At 60.2% G+C, this 23304-nt stretch carries 25 protein-coding genes; 4 read left to right on the forward strand and 21 right to left on the reverse strand.

Translation table 11 applies throughout. The features are described from left to right. Window positions 1–31: 31 nt before the first annotated feature. Window positions 32–928, reverse strand: a complete 897-nt coding sequence (locus tag J2D75_RS08370) for a pirin family protein (protein ID WP_207854320.1) — start codon at window positions 926–928, stop codon at window positions 32–34. Window positions 929–1035: 107 nt separating this feature from the next. Next, a complete protein-coding gene (locus tag J2D75_RS08375; protein WP_265782971.1) occupies window positions 1036–2466 on the reverse strand; it encodes an aminotransferase-like domain-containing protein in 1431 nt (476 codons plus the stop codon). Window positions 2467–2653: 187 nt separating this feature from the next. Between J2D75_RS08375 and J2D75_RS08380 the strand changes: the two genes are divergently transcribed. From J2D75_RS08380 to J2D75_RS08395, 4 genes are all read left to right on the forward strand, one after another. Further along, window positions 2654–3457, forward strand: coding sequence for a carbon-nitrogen hydrolase family protein (locus tag J2D75_RS08380; protein WP_207854321.1), 804 nt, complete (start codon window positions 2654–2656; stop codon window positions 3455–3457). Continuing rightward, on the forward strand, window positions 3454–4902 hold the full coding sequence (locus J2D75_RS08385; protein ID WP_207854322.1) for an APC family permease: 1449 nt from the start codon (window positions 3454–3456) through the stop codon (window positions 4900–4902). The genes J2D75_RS08380 and J2D75_RS08385 overlap by 4 nt, the downstream gene beginning before the upstream one ends. A 167-nt stretch (window positions 4903–5069) precedes the next feature. Further along, window positions 5070–6419 carry an aspartate aminotransferase family protein gene (locus J2D75_RS08390; protein ID WP_207854323.1) on the forward strand — a complete coding sequence of 450 codons (1350 nt, stop codon included), beginning with the start codon at window positions 5070–5072 and terminating at the stop codon, window positions 6417–6419. A 45-nt stretch (window positions 6420–6464) separates the two neighbouring features. Beyond that, a complete protein-coding gene (locus tag J2D75_RS08395; RefSeq protein WP_207854324.1) occupies window positions 6465–6857 on the forward strand; it encodes a tautomerase family protein in 393 nt (130 codons plus the stop codon). Between the two features lie 66 nt (window positions 6858–6923). On the opposite strand, the gene J2D75_RS08400 is transcribed toward J2D75_RS08395, so the two are convergent. The 19 genes from J2D75_RS08400 to J2D75_RS08490 all read right to left on the reverse strand — a co-directional run bounded on the left by J2D75_RS08400 (window position 6924) and on the right by J2D75_RS08490 (window position 23304). After that, entirely contained in the window at window positions 6924–7421 is a 498-nt protein-coding gene (locus J2D75_RS08400) for a DUF3828 domain-containing protein (protein ID WP_207854325.1), read from the reverse strand. A gap of 201 nt (window positions 7422–7622) precedes the next feature. Next, entirely contained in the window at window positions 7623–8420 is a 798-nt protein-coding gene (locus tag J2D75_RS08405; RefSeq protein ID WP_207854326.1) for a DNA adenine methylase, read from the reverse strand. A gap of 84 nt (window positions 8421–8504) precedes the next feature. Beyond that, entirely contained in the window at window positions 8505–8960 is a 456-nt protein-coding gene (locus tag J2D75_RS08410; RefSeq protein WP_207854327.1) for a hypothetical protein, read from the reverse strand. A gap of 1 nt (window position 8961) precedes the next feature. Then, window positions 8962–9414: a hypothetical protein gene (locus J2D75_RS08415; protein WP_207854328.1), complete on the reverse strand. Its 453-nt coding sequence runs from the start codon at window positions 9412–9414 to the stop codon at window positions 8962–8964. A gap of 211 nt (window positions 9415–9625) precedes the next feature. Beyond that, complete coding sequence (locus J2D75_RS08420; protein ID WP_207854329.1) at window positions 9626–11032, reverse strand: hypothetical protein; 1407 nt, start codon at window positions 11030–11032, stop codon at window positions 9626–9628. Continuing rightward, entirely contained in the window at window positions 11032–11673 is a 642-nt protein-coding gene (locus J2D75_RS08425; protein WP_207854330.1) for a putative phage tail protein, read from the reverse strand. The genes J2D75_RS08420 and J2D75_RS08425 overlap by 1 nt, the downstream gene beginning before the upstream one ends. After that, window positions 11670–12758, reverse strand: a complete 1089-nt coding sequence (locus J2D75_RS08430) for a baseplate J/gp47 family protein (protein ID WP_207854331.1) — start codon at window positions 12756–12758, stop codon at window positions 11670–11672. The genes J2D75_RS08425 and J2D75_RS08430 overlap by 4 nt, the downstream gene beginning before the upstream one ends. Then, window positions 12755–13243, reverse strand: a complete 489-nt coding sequence (locus tag J2D75_RS08435; RefSeq protein ID WP_207854332.1) for a phage GP46 family protein — start codon at window positions 13241–13243, stop codon at window positions 12755–12757. The genes J2D75_RS08430 and J2D75_RS08435 overlap by 4 nt, the downstream gene beginning before the upstream one ends. Before the next feature lie 60 nt (window positions 13244–13303). Further along, entirely contained in the window at window positions 13304–13861 is a 558-nt protein-coding gene (locus J2D75_RS08440; protein WP_207854333.1) for a phage baseplate assembly protein domain-containing protein, read from the reverse strand. Then, complete coding sequence (locus tag J2D75_RS08445) at window positions 13858–15246, reverse strand: phage baseplate assembly protein (RefSeq protein ID WP_207854334.1); 1389 nt, start codon at window positions 15244–15246, stop codon at window positions 13858–13860. The genes J2D75_RS08440 and J2D75_RS08445 overlap by 4 nt, the downstream gene beginning before the upstream one ends. Then, the gene (locus J2D75_RS08450; protein ID WP_207854335.1) at window positions 15243–16844 is read right to left on the reverse strand and encodes a DNA circularization N-terminal domain-containing protein; all 1602 of its coding nucleotides are present in this window, start codon (window positions 16842–16844) and stop codon (window positions 15243–15245) included. Before J2D75_RS08450 ends, J2D75_RS08445 begins: the two co-directional genes overlap by 4 nt. Then, window positions 16841–19234, reverse strand: a complete 2394-nt coding sequence (locus J2D75_RS08455) for a phage tail tape measure protein (protein WP_207854336.1) — start codon at window positions 19232–19234, stop codon at window positions 16841–16843. The genes J2D75_RS08450 and J2D75_RS08455 overlap by 4 nt, the downstream gene beginning before the upstream one ends. Before the next feature lie 157 nt (window positions 19235–19391). Beyond that, window positions 19392–19838: a hypothetical protein gene (locus tag J2D75_RS08460; RefSeq protein ID WP_207854337.1), complete on the reverse strand. Its 447-nt coding sequence runs from the start codon at window positions 19836–19838 to the stop codon at window positions 19392–19394. Then, a complete protein-coding gene (locus tag J2D75_RS08465; protein WP_207854338.1) occupies window positions 19835–20206 on the reverse strand; it encodes a hypothetical protein in 372 nt (123 codons plus the stop codon). Before J2D75_RS08465 ends, J2D75_RS08460 begins: the two co-directional genes overlap by 4 nt. A gap of 3 nt (window positions 20207–20209) precedes the next feature. Beyond that, on the reverse strand, window positions 20210–21688 hold the full coding sequence (locus J2D75_RS08470) for a phage tail sheath subtilisin-like domain-containing protein (RefSeq protein ID WP_207854339.1): 1479 nt from the start codon (window positions 21686–21688) through the stop codon (window positions 20210–20212). Beyond that, window positions 21685–21912, reverse strand: coding sequence for a hypothetical protein (locus J2D75_RS08475; RefSeq protein WP_207854340.1), 228 nt, complete (start codon window positions 21910–21912; stop codon window positions 21685–21687). Before J2D75_RS08475 ends, J2D75_RS08470 begins: the two co-directional genes overlap by 4 nt. Next, the gene (locus J2D75_RS08480) at window positions 21909–22496 is read right to left on the reverse strand and encodes a hypothetical protein (protein WP_207854341.1); all 588 of its coding nucleotides are present in this window, start codon (window positions 22494–22496) and stop codon (window positions 21909–21911) included. Before J2D75_RS08480 ends, J2D75_RS08475 begins: the two co-directional genes overlap by 4 nt. Continuing rightward, a complete protein-coding gene (locus J2D75_RS08485; protein WP_207854342.1) occupies window positions 22493–22912 on the reverse strand; it encodes a gp436 family protein in 420 nt (139 codons plus the stop codon). Before J2D75_RS08485 ends, J2D75_RS08480 begins: the two co-directional genes overlap by 4 nt. Next, window positions 22912–23304, reverse strand: coding sequence for a hypothetical protein (locus J2D75_RS08490; protein ID WP_207854343.1), 393 nt, complete (start codon window positions 23302–23304; stop codon window positions 22912–22914). Before J2D75_RS08490 ends, J2D75_RS08485 begins: the two co-directional genes overlap by 1 nt.

A 23304-nucleotide genomic window follows, 5' to 3' on the forward strand; every position in this document is an offset into this window, starting at 1 on the left:
GCTTGCGCTATCAGCATGAACATTTACGTAATCAGGAAGCGGGCATGGCCTGTGGCGGCAGGGTGCCAGCGGGCAGGGGAATGTATTCGTCATGATCGGCATCGGGCAGTTTCATGCGGCCAGCCTGCCAGTCCATGGCGGCCTGTGTCAGCCTGTCTTTTGATGAGCTGACAAAGTTCCACAGCAGAAACCGCTCTCCTATTGGCTCGCCGCCCAGCAACATGACGGTGGCGGGTTCAAGGGCTTCAAACCACGTGCTGCCGGGGCTTGCAATCAGCATCCGCCCGGCCTCGTAGTCTTGTGCGTCAAGGCGGATACGGCCTTTGGCAATATAAAGTGCGCGTTCAGGGTAGGCGGTGGGTAGTTCCGCCTTTGCGCCGGTTGCGAGTTCAAGATGCACGTAAAAAAGAGGGGAATGGGTGCGGGCGGCGGCTGTCAGTCCGTAGGCGCTGCCTGCAATGAGCTGGCCGTGCAGACCGCTTTCTGTCCAGTGGGGCAGGTCGGCTCCTTCCAGATGTGCGAAGGAAGGGGCTGTTTCCTCATCCTCACACGGCAGGGCCACCCATGCCTGTATGCCGTGCAGGTGGTCGCCTATGGCACGGGCTTTTTCAAAGCGTTCGCTATGGGTGATGCCGCGCCCGGCTGTCATCCAGTTGACGGCATCGGGGCGTACGGCCTGTTCTGAGCCCAGACTGTCACGGTGCATGATCTCGCCCGAGAAAAGATAGGTCACGGTTGAAAGGCCGATATGCGGATGAGGCCTGACATCCACCTGACGATCCACCCCCGCAGGCAGAGTGAGCGGCCCCAGATGATCGAAAAAAATGAAAGGCCCCACCATACGTCTGCGGGCATGGGGCAGGACACGCCCGACTTCCAGCCCGCCGCCCAGACTGCGCCTGCGTTGTTCTATGGTCAGTTCGATCATGGCAGAGCCTCCTTGGCATCTGTGGGGCGCGTATCGTGGGCAGCATGACAGGCGCGCCCCATAGCCCGTTCTGTTGCATAACGCAGGGGCAGGCCAGTGGCTTCCGTTCAGAAACCGCTATGGGCCTCGGTGTGCAGAAAGTTCAGCAGGGCAGGGCTATCACATTGAGTGACATTGAAGCGGAACCACGGCGTATCCTGCCCATCGGGGCGGAACAGGCTGCCCGGTGCCAGCAGGATATCGGCCTGTGCCGCACGGCGCATGATGGCGCGGGCCGGTTTGTCGCCCGGAAAGCGCGCCCAGACAAACATCCCGCCCGAAGGCTGGGCATACAGGGCCAGCCCGGCTTTGAGCAGGGCGGCAATGGTGGTTTTCTGGGCTTTGAACAGTCCTTCACGCAGGTCTGCCAGATGTGACTGGTAGAATCCGCCTTGCAGAATGGAGCAGACCAGCGCTTCGTTGAGGGAGGATGAGGTCAGCCCCACCGCCATTTTATATTCCATGATCCGGCGAGCCAGGTCGGGTGCGCAGCGCACATACCCTACACGTAGGCCGGGCGTTATGGTTTTGGAAAAGCTGCTGACATGCACAACCCGTTCCTCGGTATCAATCCGGGCCAGGCAGGGCTGGGTCTGGGGGGCGAGGTCGAGAAAGATGTTGTCCTCGATCACATGCAGCCCATATCGGCAGGCCAGCGCATAGAGCGCCGTTATATTGGCCGCTGTGGCGCAGACACCCGTCGGATTGTGCAGCACGGAGGTTGTCACCATGACGGCGGCGGGCGTATCGGCCAACCGCTCTTCCAGTGCGGCAATATCGACCCCTTCCTTCGTGCGGGGTACCCCCTGCGCGCGCAGGCCCAGCATGTGCAGCAGGGGGTAGAGATTACAGTAGCCGGGGTCATCGACCAGCACTGTATCGCCCGGTTTGGTGCAGGCGCGCAGGGCCAGTTCCAGCCCCTGCGAGGCGCCGTGGGTCAGCACGATACCGTTTTCGGGGCAGGGAATGTTCCGCCGGGCCAGAAGCTGGCGTATGGCCAGCCGCAATGCGGGAAAACCCGCCGGGTTTCCATAATCCAGAAAAGTGGGCAGTAAATCCGAACGGGCCAGCCTTTCCAGCGCACGGCGCACGGACAGGGAGTAGCGATACTGCTCCGACAGCCAACCGCATCCGGCTTTTATGGTGGGGGCCGTAGTCTCATACGCATGCTGGAGCAGCCAGAGAGGGTCTCCCTCGCCGGGGTCTGGCCGGGGAGGCGGGGCCATGCGTGCTGCAAAATAGCCGCCCCGTGCATGGGCCACGAGCACGCCGGCTTCCACCAGCCGGGTATAGGCATTGGCCACGGTCAGCGGGCTGACCTTGCACAGGCGTGCCATGTGACGGATGGAGGGAACGCGTTCGCCTGCGGGAATATCCCCGTTTCTGACCAGCGCGCTCAGGCGTGCGGCAAGCTGCGCCACCAGAGGTGTGGGGAGCGAGCTATCCAGATGAATGGACGAGGCAGCGGAAAAATTTCCAAAAGCAGGCGGGGTGGACACCAGTACAGATTCTTTCAGATTATGGCGTTTCTGTACATATCATAAACGGCTTTCCGCCCGCCATGGCGTGGTGCGCGTGCCTTCACTCCCTTGTGGTCGGGGTTGTGGTGTTTGCGGGCATTGAGTTCCGCATCGTGGAGCCTATAGTGGCCTGATTGTTTTGATATAGAAACAGGATGACACGTTCATGCGTATAGCCGGCCTCCAGACCGCAGGCACGCCCGGCAGGGTGGACGCAAACCTGACCGAACTGGGGCAGGCGGTGGTCCGTGCCCGTCAGGACAATGTCCAGCTTCTTGTAACGCCCGAACTGTTCGTGACTGGCTATGATATTGGCGAAAGCCTGCGCGATCTGGCCCGTTTTGACCCGTTGCCCGCCATCCGGGCCATGGCGGCGGCGCATGGCGTGGCCATTCTGGCAGGCTATGCCGAGCACACGCCGCAGGGGCTGTATAACGCTGCAACACTGGTGGATGCCCAAGGCCACACTGTGCTGCATTACCGCAAGCAGCATCTGTTCGGGGCGCTGGACAGGGCGTTTTTCCTGCCCGGCTCCGCCCAGCCTGAAGTTGTTTCCTTTCAGGGTATGCGTGTTGCCAGCATGATCTGTTACGATGTGGAGTTTCCCGAATATGTGCGCGCCACCGCTCTGGCAGGGTGCGAACTGCTGCTGGTGCCCACCGCCCAGATGGAGCCGTTCACATTCGTTGCCCGCGAGGTCATCCGCACCCGCGCATGGGAAAACCAGATCTATATCGCCTACATCAACCATGATGGGCAGGAAGGCCAGACACACTATGTCGGCAACAGCCAGATTGTCGCACCCGATGCCACCGTTCTTGCCCGGATTGAGCAGGGCACGGGGCTGATTACGGCCGATGTATCGGCGCAGGTTGTCGCCCGCGCCCAGCATGCGAACCCCTATCTGCAGGACAGGCGCCCCGCTTCCTATCAGAGCCTGGTCGCCGCTTTTGAAAAGGATACCCCATGAGCACGAACCATTCTGCCGCCCCGTGTGAGGGCGGGAAGGAACACGGACGCCTTTCGGGCAATCTGGGTGTTGCGGAAATCATTTTCATGGTGATGGCCGCCGCCGCACCGCTGACAGTGGTGAGTGGCAATGTGCCACTGGCCATCGCGCAGGGTAACGGGGCGCTGGCATGGACTGGTTTTGCGGCAGCCTCGTTCGTGCTTTTGCTGTTTTCCGTCGGGTTTGTAACCATGACACCGTATATCACGCAGGCAGGGGCATTTTTTACCTATGTGCGTGAGGGGCTGGGCGCGCGGGCCGGGCGGGGTAGCGCGTTTCTGGCATTGCTGACTTACACGGCTATCCAGCTTGGTGTGTATGGCTTTTTTGGCTGGGCGATGGATGATGCCGTGCGCCAGTGGGGTGGCCCGGCACTTCCTTGGTGGGCTTATGCGCTGGTTGCTCTGACCTTGGTGGGCTTGCTGGGATACCGGCATATCGAACTCAGCTCCCGCGTGTTGGGGATTGCTCTTGTTCTGGAAATCGGGGTTGTTTTGATCATGAATGCCGCCATTGTGTGGCATCCCGTGCCTGTGGCGGCCCCGGCAGGGAGTGCGCCTGTTGCATCCGGCCCGTTTGCGGTGGCGTTGCTGTTCGCCATTACCGGGTTTCTGGGTTTTGAGGCCACGGCCATTTTTCGGGATGAAGCCCGCGAGCCGGAAAAAACCATTCCCCGTGCGACCTATGGGGCAGTGTTGATTATTGGTTTTTTCTATGCGTTTTCCTGCTGGTGCATGATTGAGGCGTGGGGAACGGAGTCTGTTACGGCCATTGCCCGCACATATCTGGACAACGGTGGCAACATGGTGCTGGAAACTGCCGGGCGCTATGCGGGTGGTACAGTGCGTGAAATTATGCAGGTTCTGCTACTGACAAGCCTGTTTGCCTGCCTGCTGTCCTTTCATAATATTATTGCGCGTTATTTTCTGGTTCTCGGGCGTGAGACCATTCTGCCGGGCTTTCTGGCCCGCACGCATGATCACCATGCCTCCCCCCATGCGGCATCGCTGTCGCAGACAGCTATGGCGGTTGTACTGGTAGGGCTGGCCGCATGGTCAGGCGCAGACCCGCTGATTAGCGTTTTTGGTTCCATGGCTGGGATTTCAACAGTGGGTATTATTCTGCTGATGATCATGACATCGCTTGCAGTGGTCAGGTTTTTTCAGACCAGACCAGATCTGGCGCGTGGGCAGACACTCAAAACGGTGTGGCTGCCGGTTATGGCATCTGTGGTTTTGGTGGCGGTGCTGTACATTATTCTGGTTAATTTCGTGATTATCACGGGACTTTCAGCGCTCATCAGTACAGGGCTTGCCATTCTGCCTTTCTTTATAACCCTTTTTGGATTCTGCCTGAAAAATACGGCCACGCCCTCTGCGGCTGTGGCCTCCGGTATGGTGGATTAAACAGTGCGGTAAATCTACGTGTTCTTGCCGCGTCATACTGTCTGGCTCGATATGTACAGATGCGCCATAGTTGGGGGTGTCTGTACATATCCCACCGACCGGCAAATTGTTACGGTTGGTTATGAACCGCCCCGGATCGGACGGCCACAAAGACAGGATTTTTTACCATGTCGCACGCTACAGGCAATTTTGACCCCATGGCCACCGCTCGTGAGGGCACGTACTGGCAGCCTTTTACCGCTAACCGCCGTCTGAGCGCTAACCCTGCCCCCCGTACGATGGTGGGGGCCGAAGGCGCTTATTATAAAACGCTTGAAGGCAACAGGCTGTTTGATACGCTATCCGGCCTGTGGTGTACGCCGCTCGGGCATGCGCATCCGCTGATTGCCGAAGCGGTCAAGACACAGGTGGAAACGCTCGATTTCGCCCCCAGCTTCCAGCTTACGCATCCCGGTGCGCTGCAACTGGCCCAGCGGATTGCGACTATGGCACCCGATGGCATGAACCATGTGTTCTTTGCCAATTCGGGTTCCGAGGCAGTTGATACCGCGCTGAAGGTCGCACTTGGCTATCACCGTATCCGTGCGGAGGGTAACCGCTTTCGCATGATCGGGCGTGAGCGCGGGTATCATGGTGTCGGGTTTGGCGGCATGTCGGTGGGCGGGATTGTCTCCAACCGTAAAATGTTTGCGGCAGGCATGATGCCGGGGGTTGATCACCTGCGCCATCCTTACGTGCCGGAGCAGATGGCGTTTTCACGCGGACAGCCCGCATGGGGTGCCGAAATGGCGGACGACCTCGAACGCCTCGTGGCCCTGCATGATGCCTCGACCATCGCCGCCGTTATCGTTGAGCCGGTGCAGGGGTCTACAGGGGTTCTGGTGCCGCCGGTCGGTTATCTGCAGCGCCTGCGCGAAATCTGCACACGGCATGGCATTCTACTGATTTTTGACGAAGTCATTACGGGTTTTGGCCGCATGGGGGCCGCGTTCGGTGCCCAGCGCTTTGGCGTAACCCCGGATATGATCTGCTTTGCCAAGGCCGTTACGAACGGTATCGTGCCTATGGGCGGTGTGATCGTTAGTGACGAGATTTACAATACGTTCATGACCGGGCCGGAAAGCGCCATAGAGTTCTGCCACGGTTATACCTATTCAGGCCATCCGCTGGCGGCTGCCGTTGGGAATGTGGTGCTGGATGTCATGGAGCGCGAAGACCTGTTCGCACAGGTGCGGGCGCTGGAACCTGTGCTGGAAGAAAGCATTCATACCCTGTCGGATCTGCCCGTTGTGGCCGACATCCGCAATATCGGCCTGACAGCGGCCATTGACCTCAAACCAGCGGAAGGCAAACCGGGAGCACGGGGGCTGGCGATTTTTGAAGCCGGGTTGCAGCAGGGCCAACTCCTGCGCTGCACGGCAGACACTATTTCCTTTGGGCCTCCCTTCATTTCCACCGCGCAGGAGCTGCGCGACATGGTGGCGACAGTCCGCAACCTGATCAGCGCGGTTGCCTGACAGACACACTGTTTTTCGTATTTCTGCTAGAAAAGGGACAATCCTATGCCTTTGCTGCATTTCCATATTATCAAGGGTAGCCGCACACCGGCTGAAACCAGAACGCTTCTGGATACCGCACACGCTGCCATGCTCGAAGCCTTTGGCGTGCCTGAGCGCGACCGCTACCAGCTTGTTTCCGAGCATGAAGCATCGCACATGATTATTGAGGATACGGGGCTGGATATTCCGCGTACCGATAAGGTTGTGCTGCTACAGGTTGTTTCCCGCCCGCGCTCCAAGGAGCAGATTGCGGCGTTCTATCGCCTGCTGGCTGAAAAGCTCGAACAGAGCTGCGGTCTGGCTCCGGCTGATCTGATGGTGTCTATCATCCAGAACGCCGATGAACACTGGAGCTTCGGCCTCGGCCGCGCCCAGTTCCTGACTGGCGAACTCTAAGCATGATCGGGGGCGGCGGGAAAATCCTGTCCGCCCCGGTTTGCTGATCAGCCTGTGCGGAGGCGGTCAGTTATCTGTGCAACTGGGGAGGAGGTTCTCAGGGGCAAGATCAACCAGATTAATTTTCCAGCTATTTTTGTCGCGCTGTAGCCTTACGCATACGGCAAGTGCGTTATTGACCGGTCCTGAAGACGCCATAAAAACGCGGACAACGGCTTGATTATTGTCTCCCCTGATTTTTTTGACTGATATGAGAGAGGCCCACTCAGCGGCAAAATCCTGAGTGTGCGTAAAGTAATCTGAATCTCCCAAGTAATTTGGATCTGTATCGGGCAGTAAATCCCCAATCGGTTGAGCGCGCTGCGAGCGCATAATTTTTTCGTATAATGATTTTGTGATATATTTCTGAATATCTATATTGCAGAAATAATCACGATTTATGTTCCCGGAAGGGGGACCAAAATCTTTGGCACATTGGATCATATATTTTTTATAAAAATTCAGGGTCATCTGCTCTGGTGTTGTGGTTTGAGCATTGGCCCAGAATGGGAAAAAGGCTGCCATAAAAAGTATTAAAGCTGATAGTGTTAATCCATGACGTATTTCTGTAAATTGTCTTGTATGGTTTGGAATTGTTTTATCCCTCTGCCATAAGGCAGTGTAGCGGGCCGAATGATTTGGAACCGTCAGCCATATAATTTGGAACCCTAAAAATCATTCTCCCGTTGCCGGGAAAATGATTCTAAGCGGGGCGTAAAACACCTTTTAATTGGCGATTAAAACCTCTCCACGCACCCCTCGGCCGGAAGCCTTGCCACTCACCGAGTAGTTGACCTTCACGGCCTCGATGCTGAACGCAGCGAACACCTCGCGCACTTCCGGCCGGTCATTCAGCGACAGCACGAACCGCCCTTTAATGGCTGCCAGACGCTCAGCCATCTCAGTAAACTGATCCCGAGAAAACGCAGCATTGTAGTCCCGCTCGTTCCCCCAATACGGTGGGTCAAGATAGAACAGCGTCTTCTCACTATCATAGCGGCGCAGCACGTCCTGCCAAGGCAAACACTCGATCACCACGCGGCTCAGCCGGGCATGCACGTCTTCCAGCATCCCGCCAAGCTGCTGAACATCGAAACGTGCCCGCCGCAGCGACACCCCGAAATTTCGACCGCTAACCTTGCCGCCAAATGCCGTGCGCTGAAGATACAGGAAGCGAGCCGCACGGTGCAGATCGGTCAGGCTGTCAGGGTTGGCGCTCACCAGACGCTCGAAATCAGCTCGTGTTGTGAGCTGCCAGCGCAGGATGTCCATCAACGGCACATAGTGCCATTGCAGCACCCGAAACAGAGTCGCCACATCCCTATTGAGATCATTGACCACCTCACATTCTACACTAAACGGACGGCGCAGGAACACGCCGCCCATGCCCACAAATGGCTCGACATAGGCTGTATGCGGGATTGTCCGCAGTCTCTTGATGATCTGGGCCGCCAGACGCAGCTTGCCGCCAAGGTAAGGGGCCACAGGTTTGACAGGCTCGACTGGCCTGAGATTCGACTCCATGAGGTTTTCTGTCCATATAGACCCCGCCCCTGCAGGGGTCGGCGGGGCGGTTATCCGTGGGTGTTGACGCACCCGGCTAGGCTGTTAGCGCAGCCTGTCCCCCGCCACTGTCGCCGCGTCCGGCTGTAGCGGGGTATCCTTCTGTTTTTCCTGTTCTGCGGGCTCATCACTGGCGGAAGATGGATAGGCAGGCAGCGGCACAAACACGCGTGGTGGTCTGCCAGCCTTAGCATCCAACTCGTGCACCAGCATGCGGGCGGATATCGCCTGCGCGTAAACATCCGCAAGCAGATCATCCATCTGCCAGCGCAGATGCAGTAACCGCTTCAGGCGCTCCATCGTGCTGCTCAACAACTCGTTAAACAGGCGATCCCGCCCGCTGGCCTGATCCAGCAGTGTCAACGCCTGTTGCCCGGCGTTCAGGGCATCCTTTCTGGTCTGAGCCCGGTCGTAAACGACCTTACTATACCAGCCGACCACACCTGAGCCGATAGCGCCTGCCGGGGCCGCCAGCGCGTTTATGAGCGCCAGAGTGTCCATGTCAGGCCGATGCCGTATTGCTGGCCATCGGCACACCCGGCAGCGCCGTGCTGGTGGTATCTGTGCCGTTGGCAATGGCCATCAAGCCCTTGAGATACGTTACCCACGCATCCGGTGTAGTCTCATTCAGCATGGTATAGTTGTTACTGACATAAGTGCGGGCGGTAGAGAGCGCAGCGGTCGCCTGCTCTGTCAGAGTAGCAACGACAACGGGAGCCACGTAGTCGGCCAACTTTCCAGTGGCAGTGTCATAATACTGCTCCCGGTAGTTAGTTTGCCGGTCTGCATATTCGGATGCAGTAATGGCATAGAGATCACCGATGGCTGGCACGCTCGGCGGGGATGAGAACGCCCACATATCGTACACGGCGCAGGGTGCATTTTTGTCGCAGTAGAACCGGTCGGGATATTGGACAACCAGACCGCTGACAGGCACCGTCAGGAGACCAGACACTGATGCCACCTGAGCTAACGTCCACTGAGCGTCGGTCAGAGGTGCCATTGCAGACGCGGCCACGAGGCCGAGCACATTAATGGTAGCGCCGCGCAAATCTGTTGCAGTCCAAACATCGTAGACTGCAGAAAGGCTGGTGCCGCCAGAGGCGACTACACCATAATACTGTGCCGGGTAGGTGGATTTAATCGCATCTAGTGCCGTGGCCATATCAATATCTCCCGTAGACCGTGATGTAAAAATTGTAAGTAGAGCCGTATATAGTGATGGATTTACCATCGTTTGCTGAGGCTCCGGCGATGAACCATTCATCTGAGGGGGTACCCGATAGAATGGGCGTCAGGTTGATACCGATAATAGAGCTAAACGCGGTCGGTAGCGTGTTGACGCCGGTCTTCCCGGTGAAAACCTGCGCTTTTATAGTCGGGTCTGAAAATGGCAGGTCGGCTGTGACGGCCATCGTGCCTGCTGGTGACGACAGGCGCCCAGATTTTGGGAACGTGTAACGCACGTCCAGACCATAACCTGCAATCTGTATTGTTGCGCCCTGATCCTGTCCTACATTTTCCCACGAGAAAATCGACGTTGTAACGTCCCGTCCGGTAATGCGGCTCGTTAGGTATCCACCCCAGTTACCAACAACACCATTTACCGTACTGGTGGTGGCGGACACCGCTGCCCAGTTGGTGGCAGTGTATATGCCAGTGGTCGTATCACCGCCCCGGCTCAGTTTGCCGCTCTGTAGCGCTGTATCTGCTGCCGCGCGGGCAGTCGATTCAGCAGTAATATTGCCCTGCAGGGTGCTCTCCACACCCTCTGCTCGTGCAATCTCGGTGGTGATGTTTGTTTGCAGCGTTGTATCGGCGTTAGACCGCAGCTTTGCTTCTGCAGAGACTGCGCTCGCAACGTCCGTCAGATAGGCAACCTGATTCCCCCCGAACAGCATTACAGCGGCCCCGGAACCCAGCAACCGGAAATCAACGTCTGCACGCTGTCCGTATCCCTGAACCTGTATCCTACCCCCCACGAACGAACCCACAACCTCAATGGGGTAGAGATAGGCCCCGACTGGCCCGTTCGTTCCGGCCGTTCCGCGCCCGAGTATCTGCCCCCCGGCGGAACCGCCCCAGCAGAGTTGCCCCGCTGCCGTGCTGCCGTTCAGCGTATTGGATGTGATGTTGCCATTCGTAACCGTCTGCGTTCCGCTCAGGTTATTCCCGCCCGACAGTTGGGGTAGGCCGTCGAACAGGCTTTTCCATTTTGCACCGGTTGTGCCGGGCACTGTCTTGTTGGCACCTACGGTGGACGTCCAGTAGACGCCGTTACCGTCCACGACCAGAGCACCGAGCCAGTAGCCACCCACCGCATCAGACAATGCCTTTGACCAGGGATGAATGTTACCGAGCACCTGAATAGCCAATGCCAGTTGCTCATGGTTTTGACCGTCTAGCGTCATGCCAGCCGCCCGAACCGCATTCACCAACTCATTGCGATCCATGTTCCGGTCATCTGCAATCAGGTACGTGCCCTGCACACCGTTAGCATCGTTGCGATCGACATACTGCCGCCTGCCCGAACCGTCGGTCTTGTAGCCGCTGGCGGCTGTGTAATCGACCATCAGCCGATCTCCTGATCTATGACAATGAGGTTGGTATCAATGGGGCTCTGCGCGGCCATCGGGCAGTACAGTCTCCGTACAAGGTCAGAAATAACCGGCACCAGAACGGACCCACAGAGCGAAGCACCAGCCAACCCGGTCCCGCAGATCGCAGCATTCGGTTCCAGATTTTCAGCGCCCGCCACCACACGTACGACCCAGTCCAGCAGCAGGGCCTCGTTACCGCAGACCTCCACCCCGCAGATCACCGTGCCGCATACCGGCGGGTAAGGTTCATCAATCTCGACGGTCACGCCCAGCGCTGCCGCCATCTGGATGAACGATGCCAGCGTGTTGTCGCCAATGCCCACCCAGCGCTGATGGGCGAGCGATTGCCGCATGACGGTCGTAAGTGCCAGCGCATCGCGCCCGCACGGGTCAGGCCCGAGGGTCTGCTCGTAATCGTCCAGCAGCCGCGTTGCCGTGCCGGGATTGATCTCCAGCTTCAGAGCATCCAGAAACGCTTCCGCGTCCGCTATCATCCCGGAACCGGGATAGAGATACCCGGCCACATTGCTGCTCTCATCCGCAGGCCATGCGAAGCCGCGCGGGATCAGCGCATCAAGGCGTGCAGACAGCACCTGTTCGGCCGTCCGGCTCATACCACATTACCCCACGTAATCGTCCCGAGGGCCGCAACCTGATTGGCAGCAAGCTGCGTGTCCTGCGTGGGTGCTGAAATAAAGTGGCTGGTTTCTCCCGCGACCGTCGAAATCGCATCTGAAAGGGCGGATACATAGAGCCAGCCGCCCATCTCGACGCTGGCGTAGTAGGATGTCACAGCCGCCTGAACCAGCGTGCGCGCACTCTGCGTATCCGGGTTGAGCGAGATCGTCAGATTCTGTGGCACAATAACGCCAGGCACCACCGTCACATTGGCTCTGACCGGCCTGTTGGCATCGACATACGCCTGAATGGCGGCAATCTTGCCAGCCGTCGGTACGGTAGGGCCGGACATCAGCACGATAATCCCGGCTGTATTATTGCCCAGCCAGCCTCCCACCACATTTACATAGGCCGCACCACTATCGGTCGCCAGTTCCTCATACTGCGCCCGTGTGCCGGTGGCCGAGCGCTTGCGCACCCGCAGCAGAATGCGCGAACGCCACGCCTCCACATCCTCGATATCAGCGCCCCCGGCTATGCCTGACACGTCAACACTCACACTGCTGATGCCCGCAACGGTGGACACCAAAGTGAGCTTTGTGTTCGCCGCCAGATTGCCCGCCGCGCCGGACGCGGCCGCCATAACTGCGATACTGGTGGACGTAGAACCCGCAGGCACCGTTGCCGCCGCTATCGTGCTCCATGTAGCTGAGCCATCGGTCGTCAGTTGTGTGCCAGCAGGAACAACCACATCGGCCGTGCTTGTGGCGGCGTTGAAAACCGCATAGCCAGAGGCCTGTGTGGCCCCGTTACGCTTCACCCCCCATGTATCCGCGTGCATGGGCAGCAGGCCATCAAGCGTTGCGGTCTGGATGAACATCTCTCGGGCGAGCTGGCGCACGGTCAGATAAAGCTCATACAGTCCCATGGCATGTACGGCCGCCAGCACGTTCTCGAAGGTGTTCGCCGCCCGCCCGTCCAGCGTCACAACAGAACCATCGTCTGCCGTGAATGACCGACCATCCAGATAGGTGCAGAAACGTTCCGCCAGTTCGGTCGGTGTGGGGATGGCCAGCGTCATGAGCCAGTTCCCACCGCCACGGGGGTTGATACAACCGTGCCGAGGGCCGTGGCGGTCACCTGCAAGCGACCGCGTGCGGTCCATGCAGCCGATACCGTGTAGTCATGCCCATGATCACTGGCAATCTGGCCGATTGATTCATCCAGATACCGGATGGCAGCCTGCCGGGTCGCCTCTGTCTGCTTGGCATCCTCCAGCAGCCACAGACGGCAGCCAGTCTGCTGTCCATCACCAAGCAGCACATCCCCCGGCCAGCCCCGTTTTGCTGTGAGGCCGCCGGAAGCAACACCATTGAGCGTGCCGGGGATGCGGTCATCCGCCCGTGCCCGGCGGAAAGAACCCATGGCAATCAGAAATGTGCTGGCGGGAGTGCGATCAATCACCACGGAACCACGGCCATTGCCGCGCGCGGCCACACGCACGTCACACCGGCCGAAGGCGGCAGACCATCCAATGGCGATGTTGGCGTAAGGCACATAAGTCATGCGGCGCATCTTCGCGCGCGCACATCCAGACTAGCAGACTGCGGGATAACAGGAGGATTTTTACGCCTGCGGCGCTCCCGTGCGGGCTAATCCCACCTGAACGCCGCCATGGCTGTGGTTTTGCAGACTGATTTTCCCGGCCACAATATCCTCGCTGGCCTGTATGCCGCCCTTCACCTTCAGAGGCACATTCAGCGTTGCAAGGTCCGCGGTCAGATCCAGCACGACCTCACCACCAATCTCGATCGTCATTTCCGTTGCGGCCTGCACCCGGATAATCCTGCCATTCTGCAGATAGACCGCCTGACCCACCGCGTCATACAGAACGCTCTCACCTTCAGACAGCCCGCCCATATGCCCGGTGGACGGGTTGGCGGGGGGCAACGCCATCAGGTCAGCCTCATCCCCACCCAGCGGTATCACATGGGTCAGCGCGCCGCGCACCGGCGCATGGGACGAAAACCCGAACGGCTGATGCACAGGCACATCACTGCGTGGGCAACCCGCATGCGCCTCCACGGTCACGGTCTGGCCCGCACCGTTATCGTTGATCGCATACACCACCGCGCGCCGGGTCAGCGAACGGAGCTTCTGGGCGTTGTCGTAGCTGTCCGTCATGATGCGCGGCCCGATGCCGTGCCATCAAATGCCCTCGCGCGTTTCGTGCGGCGCAGGCCGTTATGGCTGGTGTCCATATCGCCCGTCAGGTCATAGACATCCGGCTGCACAACGGAAAGGCGGGTGCGGTAGCCGTCCGGTGCCGCCACCCATGTCACGGCACCGATGAGCATGTCCTGATCAATCCCCGCGAAATGGTCCTGTACCAGCACAAGCTGGTTAGGCAGCCACAGAGCGCCATTCTGCGCGCGCAGCCCGATAACCGAATACACCCGCATGGCTGCTCCCGCGCGGGTTGAGCGCATGCGCCATTCCGCCTGATCCTGCATCGTCCAGGCAGATGCATCGGTTCTGGGTTTCATCGCCTTACGGCGCACATGCCGTACACTCCCCCGATACGCCCCGGATGCCGGGGTGGAGGCTCCCGAGTTAGGGTCAACCGGGTTCATCGCCTGCTGGGCCGCCACCGAACCGCCACTCTGGCTGGCGGACAGGAACACGCGCGGCCTGTAGCGACGCACGGCTGGATCAATCGCATGACCAAAGCGCAAGGTCGCCGCCGCTTCGGCCGCGTCTGGAGTTACCCCGGCACCGGAGCCATCCGGCGGCGCGTCCAGCGGTGCGCCTCCAGCCCGCAGCGGGCTTTGAACAGGCCTTAAAAGGCTGTTGAAAGATCCTTTTACATAGACATCGGAAAACCGCCCCCGCGAGGAAAGCCGCGCTTCCATGGCATGCACATTACCGGGGTTGCGCAGGCTGTCGGGGGCTCGCGTCTGGCCGGATTTTGTCAGCACCACGCCGCCCACACCATCTGACGTGACCAGAACGCCCCGCTGGCGTGAATGGCGCTCGATTGCCGCCATCGCCGTCTCGGCCGGTTCCAGCGCTACCAGAGTAAAGGGGGTTCCTGCATCCACATCCGCCGCCACGGTAAAACCAAAGGGCAGGCAGATTGTCTGCACCAGCTTGGCCAGCGTAACCATGCGATATTCACCGGGGCCGGTAGGATTGGCGGTGGAATCCACAAGATCACCCGTCACGTCCCGCCCCGTGATCCACGCCTCGAATGCGCCACCCTCCATACGGAGCTGGATATCATCCACCCAGCCCTTCATTACCGTCTGACCATGGATGAGGATTTCAACCGGGTCATGCTCGGTCACACGGTAAATCTCTGCCAGCGCCGTGCGGGAGACAGGGGCTGGCGAACTGTCGCCAAACGCCGCCATGTCATGACGCGGGAAGTAGCCGATGCGGAACTGCCCCGCTATGTCTGCCAGATCCCGCCCGACCTCGGCGGATGTGTATTCCACCAGTTCGCGCCCCGCGATCCTGATTACCATGGGTCTCTGCCCACCCCGAACGGTCACGGTCTGCGTGCTCATATCGTCTGTTCCAGCACATGGATCGTCCCGGCCGGAATGATCGCGGGTGTCAGAAGGGTATTACGGATCACGATGTCATCGAGCATCGGCACCACATTGGCCGCCGTATCTCCCGCCAGAGCGTAGGATAGCACCCACGGGTTCATCTCCACCGGCACGGACACCGCCATAACCGACGGCAACCGCCCGAGCTGTGCTGAAATATCCGCATAAACGGCGGCGCGGGTGGACTGGATAGCCGAGAACAGATCCACAATGGCGGATGGTGCAACCCCGTTGCCGCTCTTCACCGCAGCCGCACGCACCACCGCATCGGCCAGTGCATTAAGGACGCTGACAAGCGCGTCACGGGTTGCCTGCGCATCCTGCGTGCTGACAAACGTTATGGCCGACGCCGTGGCAATCGCTTGGGTCACACAGGCTGTTGCCGCCACCAGCGTGATACTGAGTGCGGCTCCCCCGCCGGGTTCGGTGGCAAGGACGCTCCCCACAGCCAGACAGCCACGGGCGGCCGCGATCAGCAGCGCCGTTCCGGCGGCGGGCGTAGGTGCCAGTGTCAGCACGCCCCCGGCCCCCTGCGTGGCCAGTTGCCCCAGATAGTCAGTGGTGGTTACGAGTGCCGGAGCAAACAGGCTGCCGGTCTGCGTTGCCCCTGCCGCTCCTGTTACACTGGCAACGGCTGGAACCGGGGCTGGCAGAACGGCATTGGCAATCGCCACCGGAACAGCCACCAGTGCGTCCGTCACCGTGTCGGCAAAAACCGTTCCCGTGTTGCTCTTGGGCACACTAAGTCCTGTGCTCAGGACAGCCAGAGAGGATGCACAGGCCGTGGAAACCGGCTCCGATGCGCTGGCGATCAGCCCCGAAAACATCGCCCCCACCTCAGACACGCTATTTTCTACAGACCTGACGAGCGAGACGCCGATCAGCAGCGGCGAGAGCACCTGCCGCATGACGGATGTCGCCGCATCCAGCATGCTGTCCGCTTTGTTGAGCAGCCGGGTCAGGCTGTCCAGAAAGGAGCTGCTGTTCTTTTTGGCGGAAACCGGCTTTGGCTCGCGCACCACAGTCATCTCCAGTGTGGCGATGCCCAGACGGTTCTCATCAAAGCCGATCCGCGCGGGTTCTCCAACCAGCCGGACTTTCAGCTCTCCCCACCACGGATGCACCAGCGTTGCTGGCCCTTTCGTAGCAAGGGCGGCGCGCATCAGTCCCGCACGGTAAACGTAGTCGTCCCCGCAGATCAGCCCGCGAATATGTATGGGGCCATCCAGCGCCCCCAGATCCTGCAGGGCGAAATCATCCATGCCGGGAAAGAACATCTGCACGACACGGCGGCCCACCTCATCCTCCGAGGCAGGCATGGAAAACGTCACTCCACGGAAACTGGCTTCCGCCAGTGTCGCGGCAATGAGCGATGTCATGCCGCCCAGCCCGGACAGATTGGCCAGCCCTCCCATGGCCCCCACCGACCCGTTCAGCATGCCAACGGCGGTAGACAGCGTGCCGGTCAGGGATTTCGCGGTGGACAGCACGCCACTGGCGGTGCCAGCGACATTACCGACGGTGGAGCCGATCTGGTTCAGTGTCCCGCTCATGGCCGCCCCACCGTGCGCCCGGTATTGGGCGATGCAATGGTCAGCCCCTGTTGCGGGCCAGAAACCTGCCGGGCCGTAACTCCCCTATCAGTCGTGATATGCACGGCATACCGTCCACCCTGCGCGCCCTGCTGCGCCGCCGCTGCTCCGGCCATGGTCGGCACCGGTGCGGCTGCCCCGGCAGGCACGGGCGCTGCCAGCCCCATATGCCGACCGATCCAGCTCGTATCGAAAGCCTGCTCCAGCTTGCCGACCTGTGCGCTCAGGCCATCGGTCAGCACATGCCATTCCGAGGCAAGGCTGGCGAGCATCCGGGAGGGAAGGCCGTGCGTCCAGCCGTCCAGCCAGCCACCAAAATCGGTAAAAAGCTGGCGCAGAACAGCCAGCCCACCGGCCAGAACATGCCCCTGCCCAATCTGGTGGAATGCAGCGGAAAACCGATCCCAGTGCATCACCACATCGGCGACAGCCGCACCTACCGCCACAAACCCCGCGACAATCGCGACGATAGCCCCGGTAGGGAGGGCCAGAAACGCACTCAACCCTGTGCCAAGTAGTCCTATCAGGCGCGGGATCGGACTAAGTGCTGCCCGCAGCAGCACCAGACCGCCACGCACCAATGCAGTGCGCGCGGCAGTAAGCCCCAAAAAACGCTCAACAGGTGCTAGAACAGTCCCGAGCAGCGTGAACCCAGCTCTTACCGGCCCCCACACCACGCCCAGAGCAGCAGCCCCAGCCGTCAGCCCCAGCACACCCCCCATCAGTGTGATGATCCCACTGGTAACGCCCGGCACATGCTTATCCAGCCACTCAAAGCCCGTATTCACCCCGTTCAGGGCGCCTGTCATGACATTCATGACAGGCACAAACCCTTTGCCCACCCGGCGATTGAGCTGGGAGAGGCTTTCCTCAAACGAATTCAAGTGGGTGAGCGGTGAGTTTTTCCGCGCTGTGTCGTAATCTTCTCCAATCATGGAGGCAGATGTTTTATGCACTTCATCACGCATGCCCGTGTACTGTTTCCAGTCTCGGGTCATGGCACGGGTAAAAAGCTGGTCGCGCTCGTTTCCAAACAGATCGCCGATGGCAGTGTAGCGTTTGTCAGAATCTCCAATGGCCATAACGCTGTCCAGCACAGCCGCCAGCGGGTCGGCATTATGATGCTGCGCATTCAGAACGGTGCGATTGAGATCAATGCCGTATTTATCAAATCTATGCCGAGCATGTGGGCTGGAAATCGTCTGGATGAACGCACGGAGTGCTGTTGTAGCCTCACCTGACGTGCCTGTATTTTTCCGAATAAGAGCAAGCATGCCACCAAGGTCTGCCACCTGATCCAGCCCCTTTACTCCAACGCCAGCAGCCGACGATGCGAGTTCCGGGAACAGGGGGGCCAGTTCTTCAAAAGGCAGTGCCGACATTTTGCCCACGCGTGCCAGCATGGCCAAGCCGACATTTGTATCCTGCGTGGAAACGCCAAGATTTTGATTGAGTGCAAAGGCCGTCCTCGCTACGGCATCAGGATGCGCGTTATAGGCCGTTGAGATCTGTCCGATGACAGGCACCAGCGCATTCATACGTTCCTGACTGTAACCTTCCTGATTAAGAAAGGTCGCGGCTTCCACCATATCAGTGCCGCGTTGCCCATACTGGCGTGACCACGCATCAATCTGCCTTCCAAGATTGGCGGAATAATCGGCATTGGCCTGACCATGCAATCCAAGTGTCAAACCGATATGGGTCAACGCGTTCCCATAGTCCGCATAGGCATGGATCGGCTCCAGCATCGCCATTGTGGACAGCCCGGCGGTCATGGCATGGTGCATGCTGCCCTGAAGGCTTCCGGCAAAACCACGGCCAGCCTCGCGCACATCGCCCGCCCACGCCCCCACCGGGCCATTCATCATGGCACCGCCAGCCGTCGCCATGCTCTCACGCAGCGCGCGCATCCGGGCCAGCAGGGTATCCACCACGCCCAGCGCCTGTCCGGCCCCGGCCGCGATCTCCGCTCCCATGGCTTCGCCAGTCGAGCCTGCCAGCGTTTCAGCGCTGCCCAGCTCACGCAGGGTCACATTCAGTTCGGAAACCTGCCACGCGGCTGAGCCAAACGCGGTGCCCATCGCTTCGGCCGCCATGGATGCGCCGCGGGTTGCCTCGGTCATACGGCTGGCCGCCCCGGCCGACGCACTCAGCGCCTCATCCAGCCGCACGGTGCCCGCCGTAGTGGCGGACAGGGCTTCTCCCAGAGCAGCAAGGGGGGCCAGCGCGGTAGAAAGCCGGTCAAGTGTGGCGTTCAGCCGCCCGAAAACCTCGTCCAGTGCCTTGACGCCACCAGAGGCTTCGTCCTTGAGGGTCAGCCGCAGGGCGGCGGTCAGTTGTGAACCATCCACCGATTTCAGCTCCCACCCCGCGACTGTGCGGCCTGTTCTTCAAAAAAGGCCCGGAGCTGCTCAGACCAGAAACGCAGCTCCGGCCATGTCATGGCCATGTATTCGGCTTTCGACCAACCCTGACCATGCGCCAGAGCGGTTACGACCACCGCCCAGTTTACAGGCCAGGATTGGTAAAAATCGACGCGATCATCGTGCTGGCCACAAAGTCCCGCGCGTCCATGCGCTTGAAAATATCCTCACCCGTGAAACCACTCAGGCGGGAGGATTCCTGCATCATGGCCAGAGCGCGCTTCCCGTCATCCTTGGCGGACTGGATGCGCAGCATGGCTGCCCCGGTCAGGGGGTGAAAAACAACAGCGGTGACCTGATGCTCTTTGGAATGGTCTCCCTGTTCCTGAATGACCTGAACCACCGGCGCGCGCAGCGTCAGCCGCACAGTGCCGTCATTCTGCCAGACCGCCCCTTTCGGGAGTGCAGGTCGGTCTTCATCTGCCGCGCCGCCATCATGGAAGGCTGCGTCATCAATAATGACCGTCCCCTGCTTCCCGTGCAGCGCATCGGTGGCGGTATGGGAAACGGTCGGGGCTTCGTGCTTGCTCATGATGTCACCTGAATAGTGTAATTGTCGAAGAACCAGCGCAGGGCCGCCTTGCCACCGCCGTCGCCGATATCGGGCTTCTGCTCAATAATGGCATCGGTAATGGCGATCACCTGCCCGGTATCGCAGCGCACCTGCAAAGGCCCCCGCGCGGACGGATCGGGCCAGTCCAGATCATCCCCGGTGCCCATCAGGGCGGTGGCGTCAACCTGCCCACCCTGATAGCTCGCGGCCGTGCGGGTCTTGTAGCCGGTTGGCACGGCGGTGTTCTTACGGCCGGGCAAACGTATTTTGCTGCCCGGCGTGCAGTCGATCAGCTTCGATCCAGAATAAATCTGGATAATGCCGATCACGTCACCAGCATTGGCCATTCATCAATACTCCGTCTGGATCTGGCCATCGAGCCGGATCAGGTTGCCAATGACCCGGATGGGCATCTTGTAAAGCAGGCGGTTCTTGTTCGCCGGGTCGATCCAGAACACCACCTGATCCGCCAGCGCATCCACATCCATGATCCAGCCTTGCGCTTCATAAAGCTTGAGCTGGATCAGACATTCGGTCTTGGCGATTTTTGGCGTGATCACGCCATCAACCGTACCAAGCGGACTGTCATCATCCGCCAGTTTCAGGCGGCTCCAGCCAGACGTGTAGCTGCGCCATTCATAACGCACACGCGTGTCCGTCTTGGGGGTCATGATGTCGAAATAGGCTGTGCTGGGCAGGCCGTTCGCATCGGTCTTGTAGGTGGTAGGCACGCGCTCGATCAGCACCGTGCCATCCTGTTCGACCTTGAAGGTGGTGCCGCCCTGACCCAGAATGACATTGCGCATGTCTTCGTTGAAGAGGTCGGCGGCATCCGGGGCAAGGCCAGCAAGGCCGGTCAGCACCAGATCCTGCATCTGCCGCGCCGGGTCGCTATTGGCGGCTGTCGAGGCAATGCCGCCCAGAACGGCGGCGGCTTCCCACGGAGCCCAGCGCGGGGCATTGGCCACAATGGGGGACAGATACGGACAGTTCAGTGTCGCCAGCAGGGCCAGCGTGTCCGAATAGGTGCCACGAAAGCCCACAAACCCGTGGGCATCCTGCTTGACCATCGCCCCATACCGGCGCGTCAGTTCAGCGGTAAAGGTCGTCAGGTTGGCGGCATCGTTCACCGTCAGATACATGTCGGTGTACCATGTGGCGAAAACCGCATCCAGCGCATCGGCAATATCGACCGAGCCAGCACCGCCCGCAAAGGGCGTTATGGTAAAGCCTACCCCCGCCACCTGATCGGCATGGGCGGCACTCATCCGCAGATCAAGGTCGTTACCGATTACACCGGCTTCGCCAAGCGTCAGGTCAACAGATGCCGTATTGGCGTTGGCCACGACACTCACCAGAGCAGCCGCATCGCTGACCGCAGCAATGGCCGCCACCATCGCGGCCTGCATCTGTGCCGGTGTCATGCCCCTTGTCAGCACGACAGGCACGCGCACACCGCCAATATACAGCGCCACCGTGCCGTTGGCGGTAGGCGATCCCACAGGCAGCACCCCGCCCTTGGCCTTTACGAAGGTGTCAGCCACCTTCACGCCAATCACGTCGATCTGCTGGTATGGGGCGGCCCCGAGCAGTTTGACCGCAGCGCGCGCCAGTGATGTGCCCGCGCCAAACAGGGCGGCAGGCTGGCTGGGGTCGGTAATCGGCACGGCGGTCAGGGCATTGGCAACACCCCCCGCAAGCTGCCCGATCAGCAGCCCGCGCAGGGGCATGGATACCAGGCTCTCCCCATCGCGCACGGCCGTAATTTCGGCATTGCTGCCCGGCACGTTCCAGTTGTCGGGAATTTCCGTCAGGCTTACCGAGGTCATGATTTACTCCCGTTCTGGGCCGCCGGGGCGGTTGCCGCCGCTGTGGGGGCGGATGTGGTTTTTGCCGTTGCGGCCGGTGCTTCCACCACGTCGCCCCAGCGGATCAGACGCCGCCAGAACGGATCGCGGCTATCCACGTCCACCGGCCCGTTGCCCACCAGCCTGCCGCTGGCGTCCCGTAGGGTTTCGGGATGTCTGGGTGTGACACTGATCAGCGTGTTCATGCCTCATCTGCTCCACTGCTCTGTTCCGTTTCGGTCGGCGCGAAATCCCATGTGCCGTCCATCTCATTGAGGTCCTGCAACACGGCACTCAGTTCCGTCTGGCTGTAGCCGACGTTTTTCACCACCACGTTCAGGGTCGCGATGGCGGTGCGATCATCAATCCAGTTCGCGGCCTCAAGATTGCTCGCGCGCCGCACCGCGATCTGGCCCACCCCCGCAATGCGTTTGCTGTCCAGAGCGAAAATGGCCGCCGCCATCATGCCCATCACGCCGGGGGTTTTCGGTCCACCTTTGAGCAGGTCTTCAGGCTTTTCCTGACGGACAATCAGAAAGACCGGAATACTCACATCCCCCCGATACGCCGCCCCTGACAGGGCGGATGCGTTCCAGTCCGCCACGCTCATGCCAATGGCCGGGGCGACCTGTGCAATCTGCGCCCATCGCTGGGGCGACATACGCGGCTGCACGGAGTGGTAGCGGAACAGGCTAGGTGGAAAGACCTGCTCCAGCAGAGCGCGCACCGCCTCATAGGCCGCCAGTATCGGGCCACCATCACGCAGCAGGGGCAGAACGGCGTCTGTCACAGCCCGAACCCCACGCATGGCGGGCGGGTCGCGATACGGCTGAAGTCATTGCCCACATTCAGGGCCACGGCTCCATCCAGTGTCACGCTGCCAGCGTTGATCCCGCCCAGCCATGCAATCGCATCCTTGCGGTCGGCCCGCATGGCGTCCGAGGGCGCTGTCGCGGTTTTCGTCCACAGCACCCACCGGGCCAGCACGCAGCAGACCTGAAGCAGCTTGGGCGAAACGCTGGCAAGCGGCATCGCGTAACGACGGCGCAGATAACTGTCGATCTCGTCAGAAGCCACGGCAATGGCCGTGGTGACCTTCCCCTCGTCAATCGCCGTGTATTCAACTCCGGCAGGCGTCGTGACCGAGATCAGCTCATCCTCACCGAACGCCTGCGTCATATCGGCAACCGTGGCATAGGCGCTCATCAGAAACCCACCCCGATCAGTTGCAGCATGGGCTCTTCTTCCATGCTTCTGATCTGCTCGGTCGTGAAATGGTCAAACGGGTAAACCGCCACCGGTGGATGCTCGATCCCAGCACGCCGGAAGCCCGGCGCGCGGCACACAATGATCAGGCTGCCACGCGGCACGTAACCCATGGGGCCAGTGAACAGCCACACCAGACGATCCGGGTCGATCTTAACCGGTGTCCCACCGTCCGCGCGAAGATCCGTACCCGGCAAAACAATACCAGCACCCAGTTCTTGTGGGATGATCGTGGCCTCTTCAACCGCAGCGACCAGTTGAGAAATTTCCTCTTCTGATGCAGCGGCTGCGGCGCTGGGGTTGGCAGCATGATCCTTCGGTGCGCGCCCCAT

This window comes from Acetobacter suratthaniensis (assembly GCF_017377745.1).
GTDB lineage: Bacteria > Pseudomonadota > Alphaproteobacteria > Acetobacterales > Acetobacteraceae > Acetobacter > Acetobacter suratthaniensis.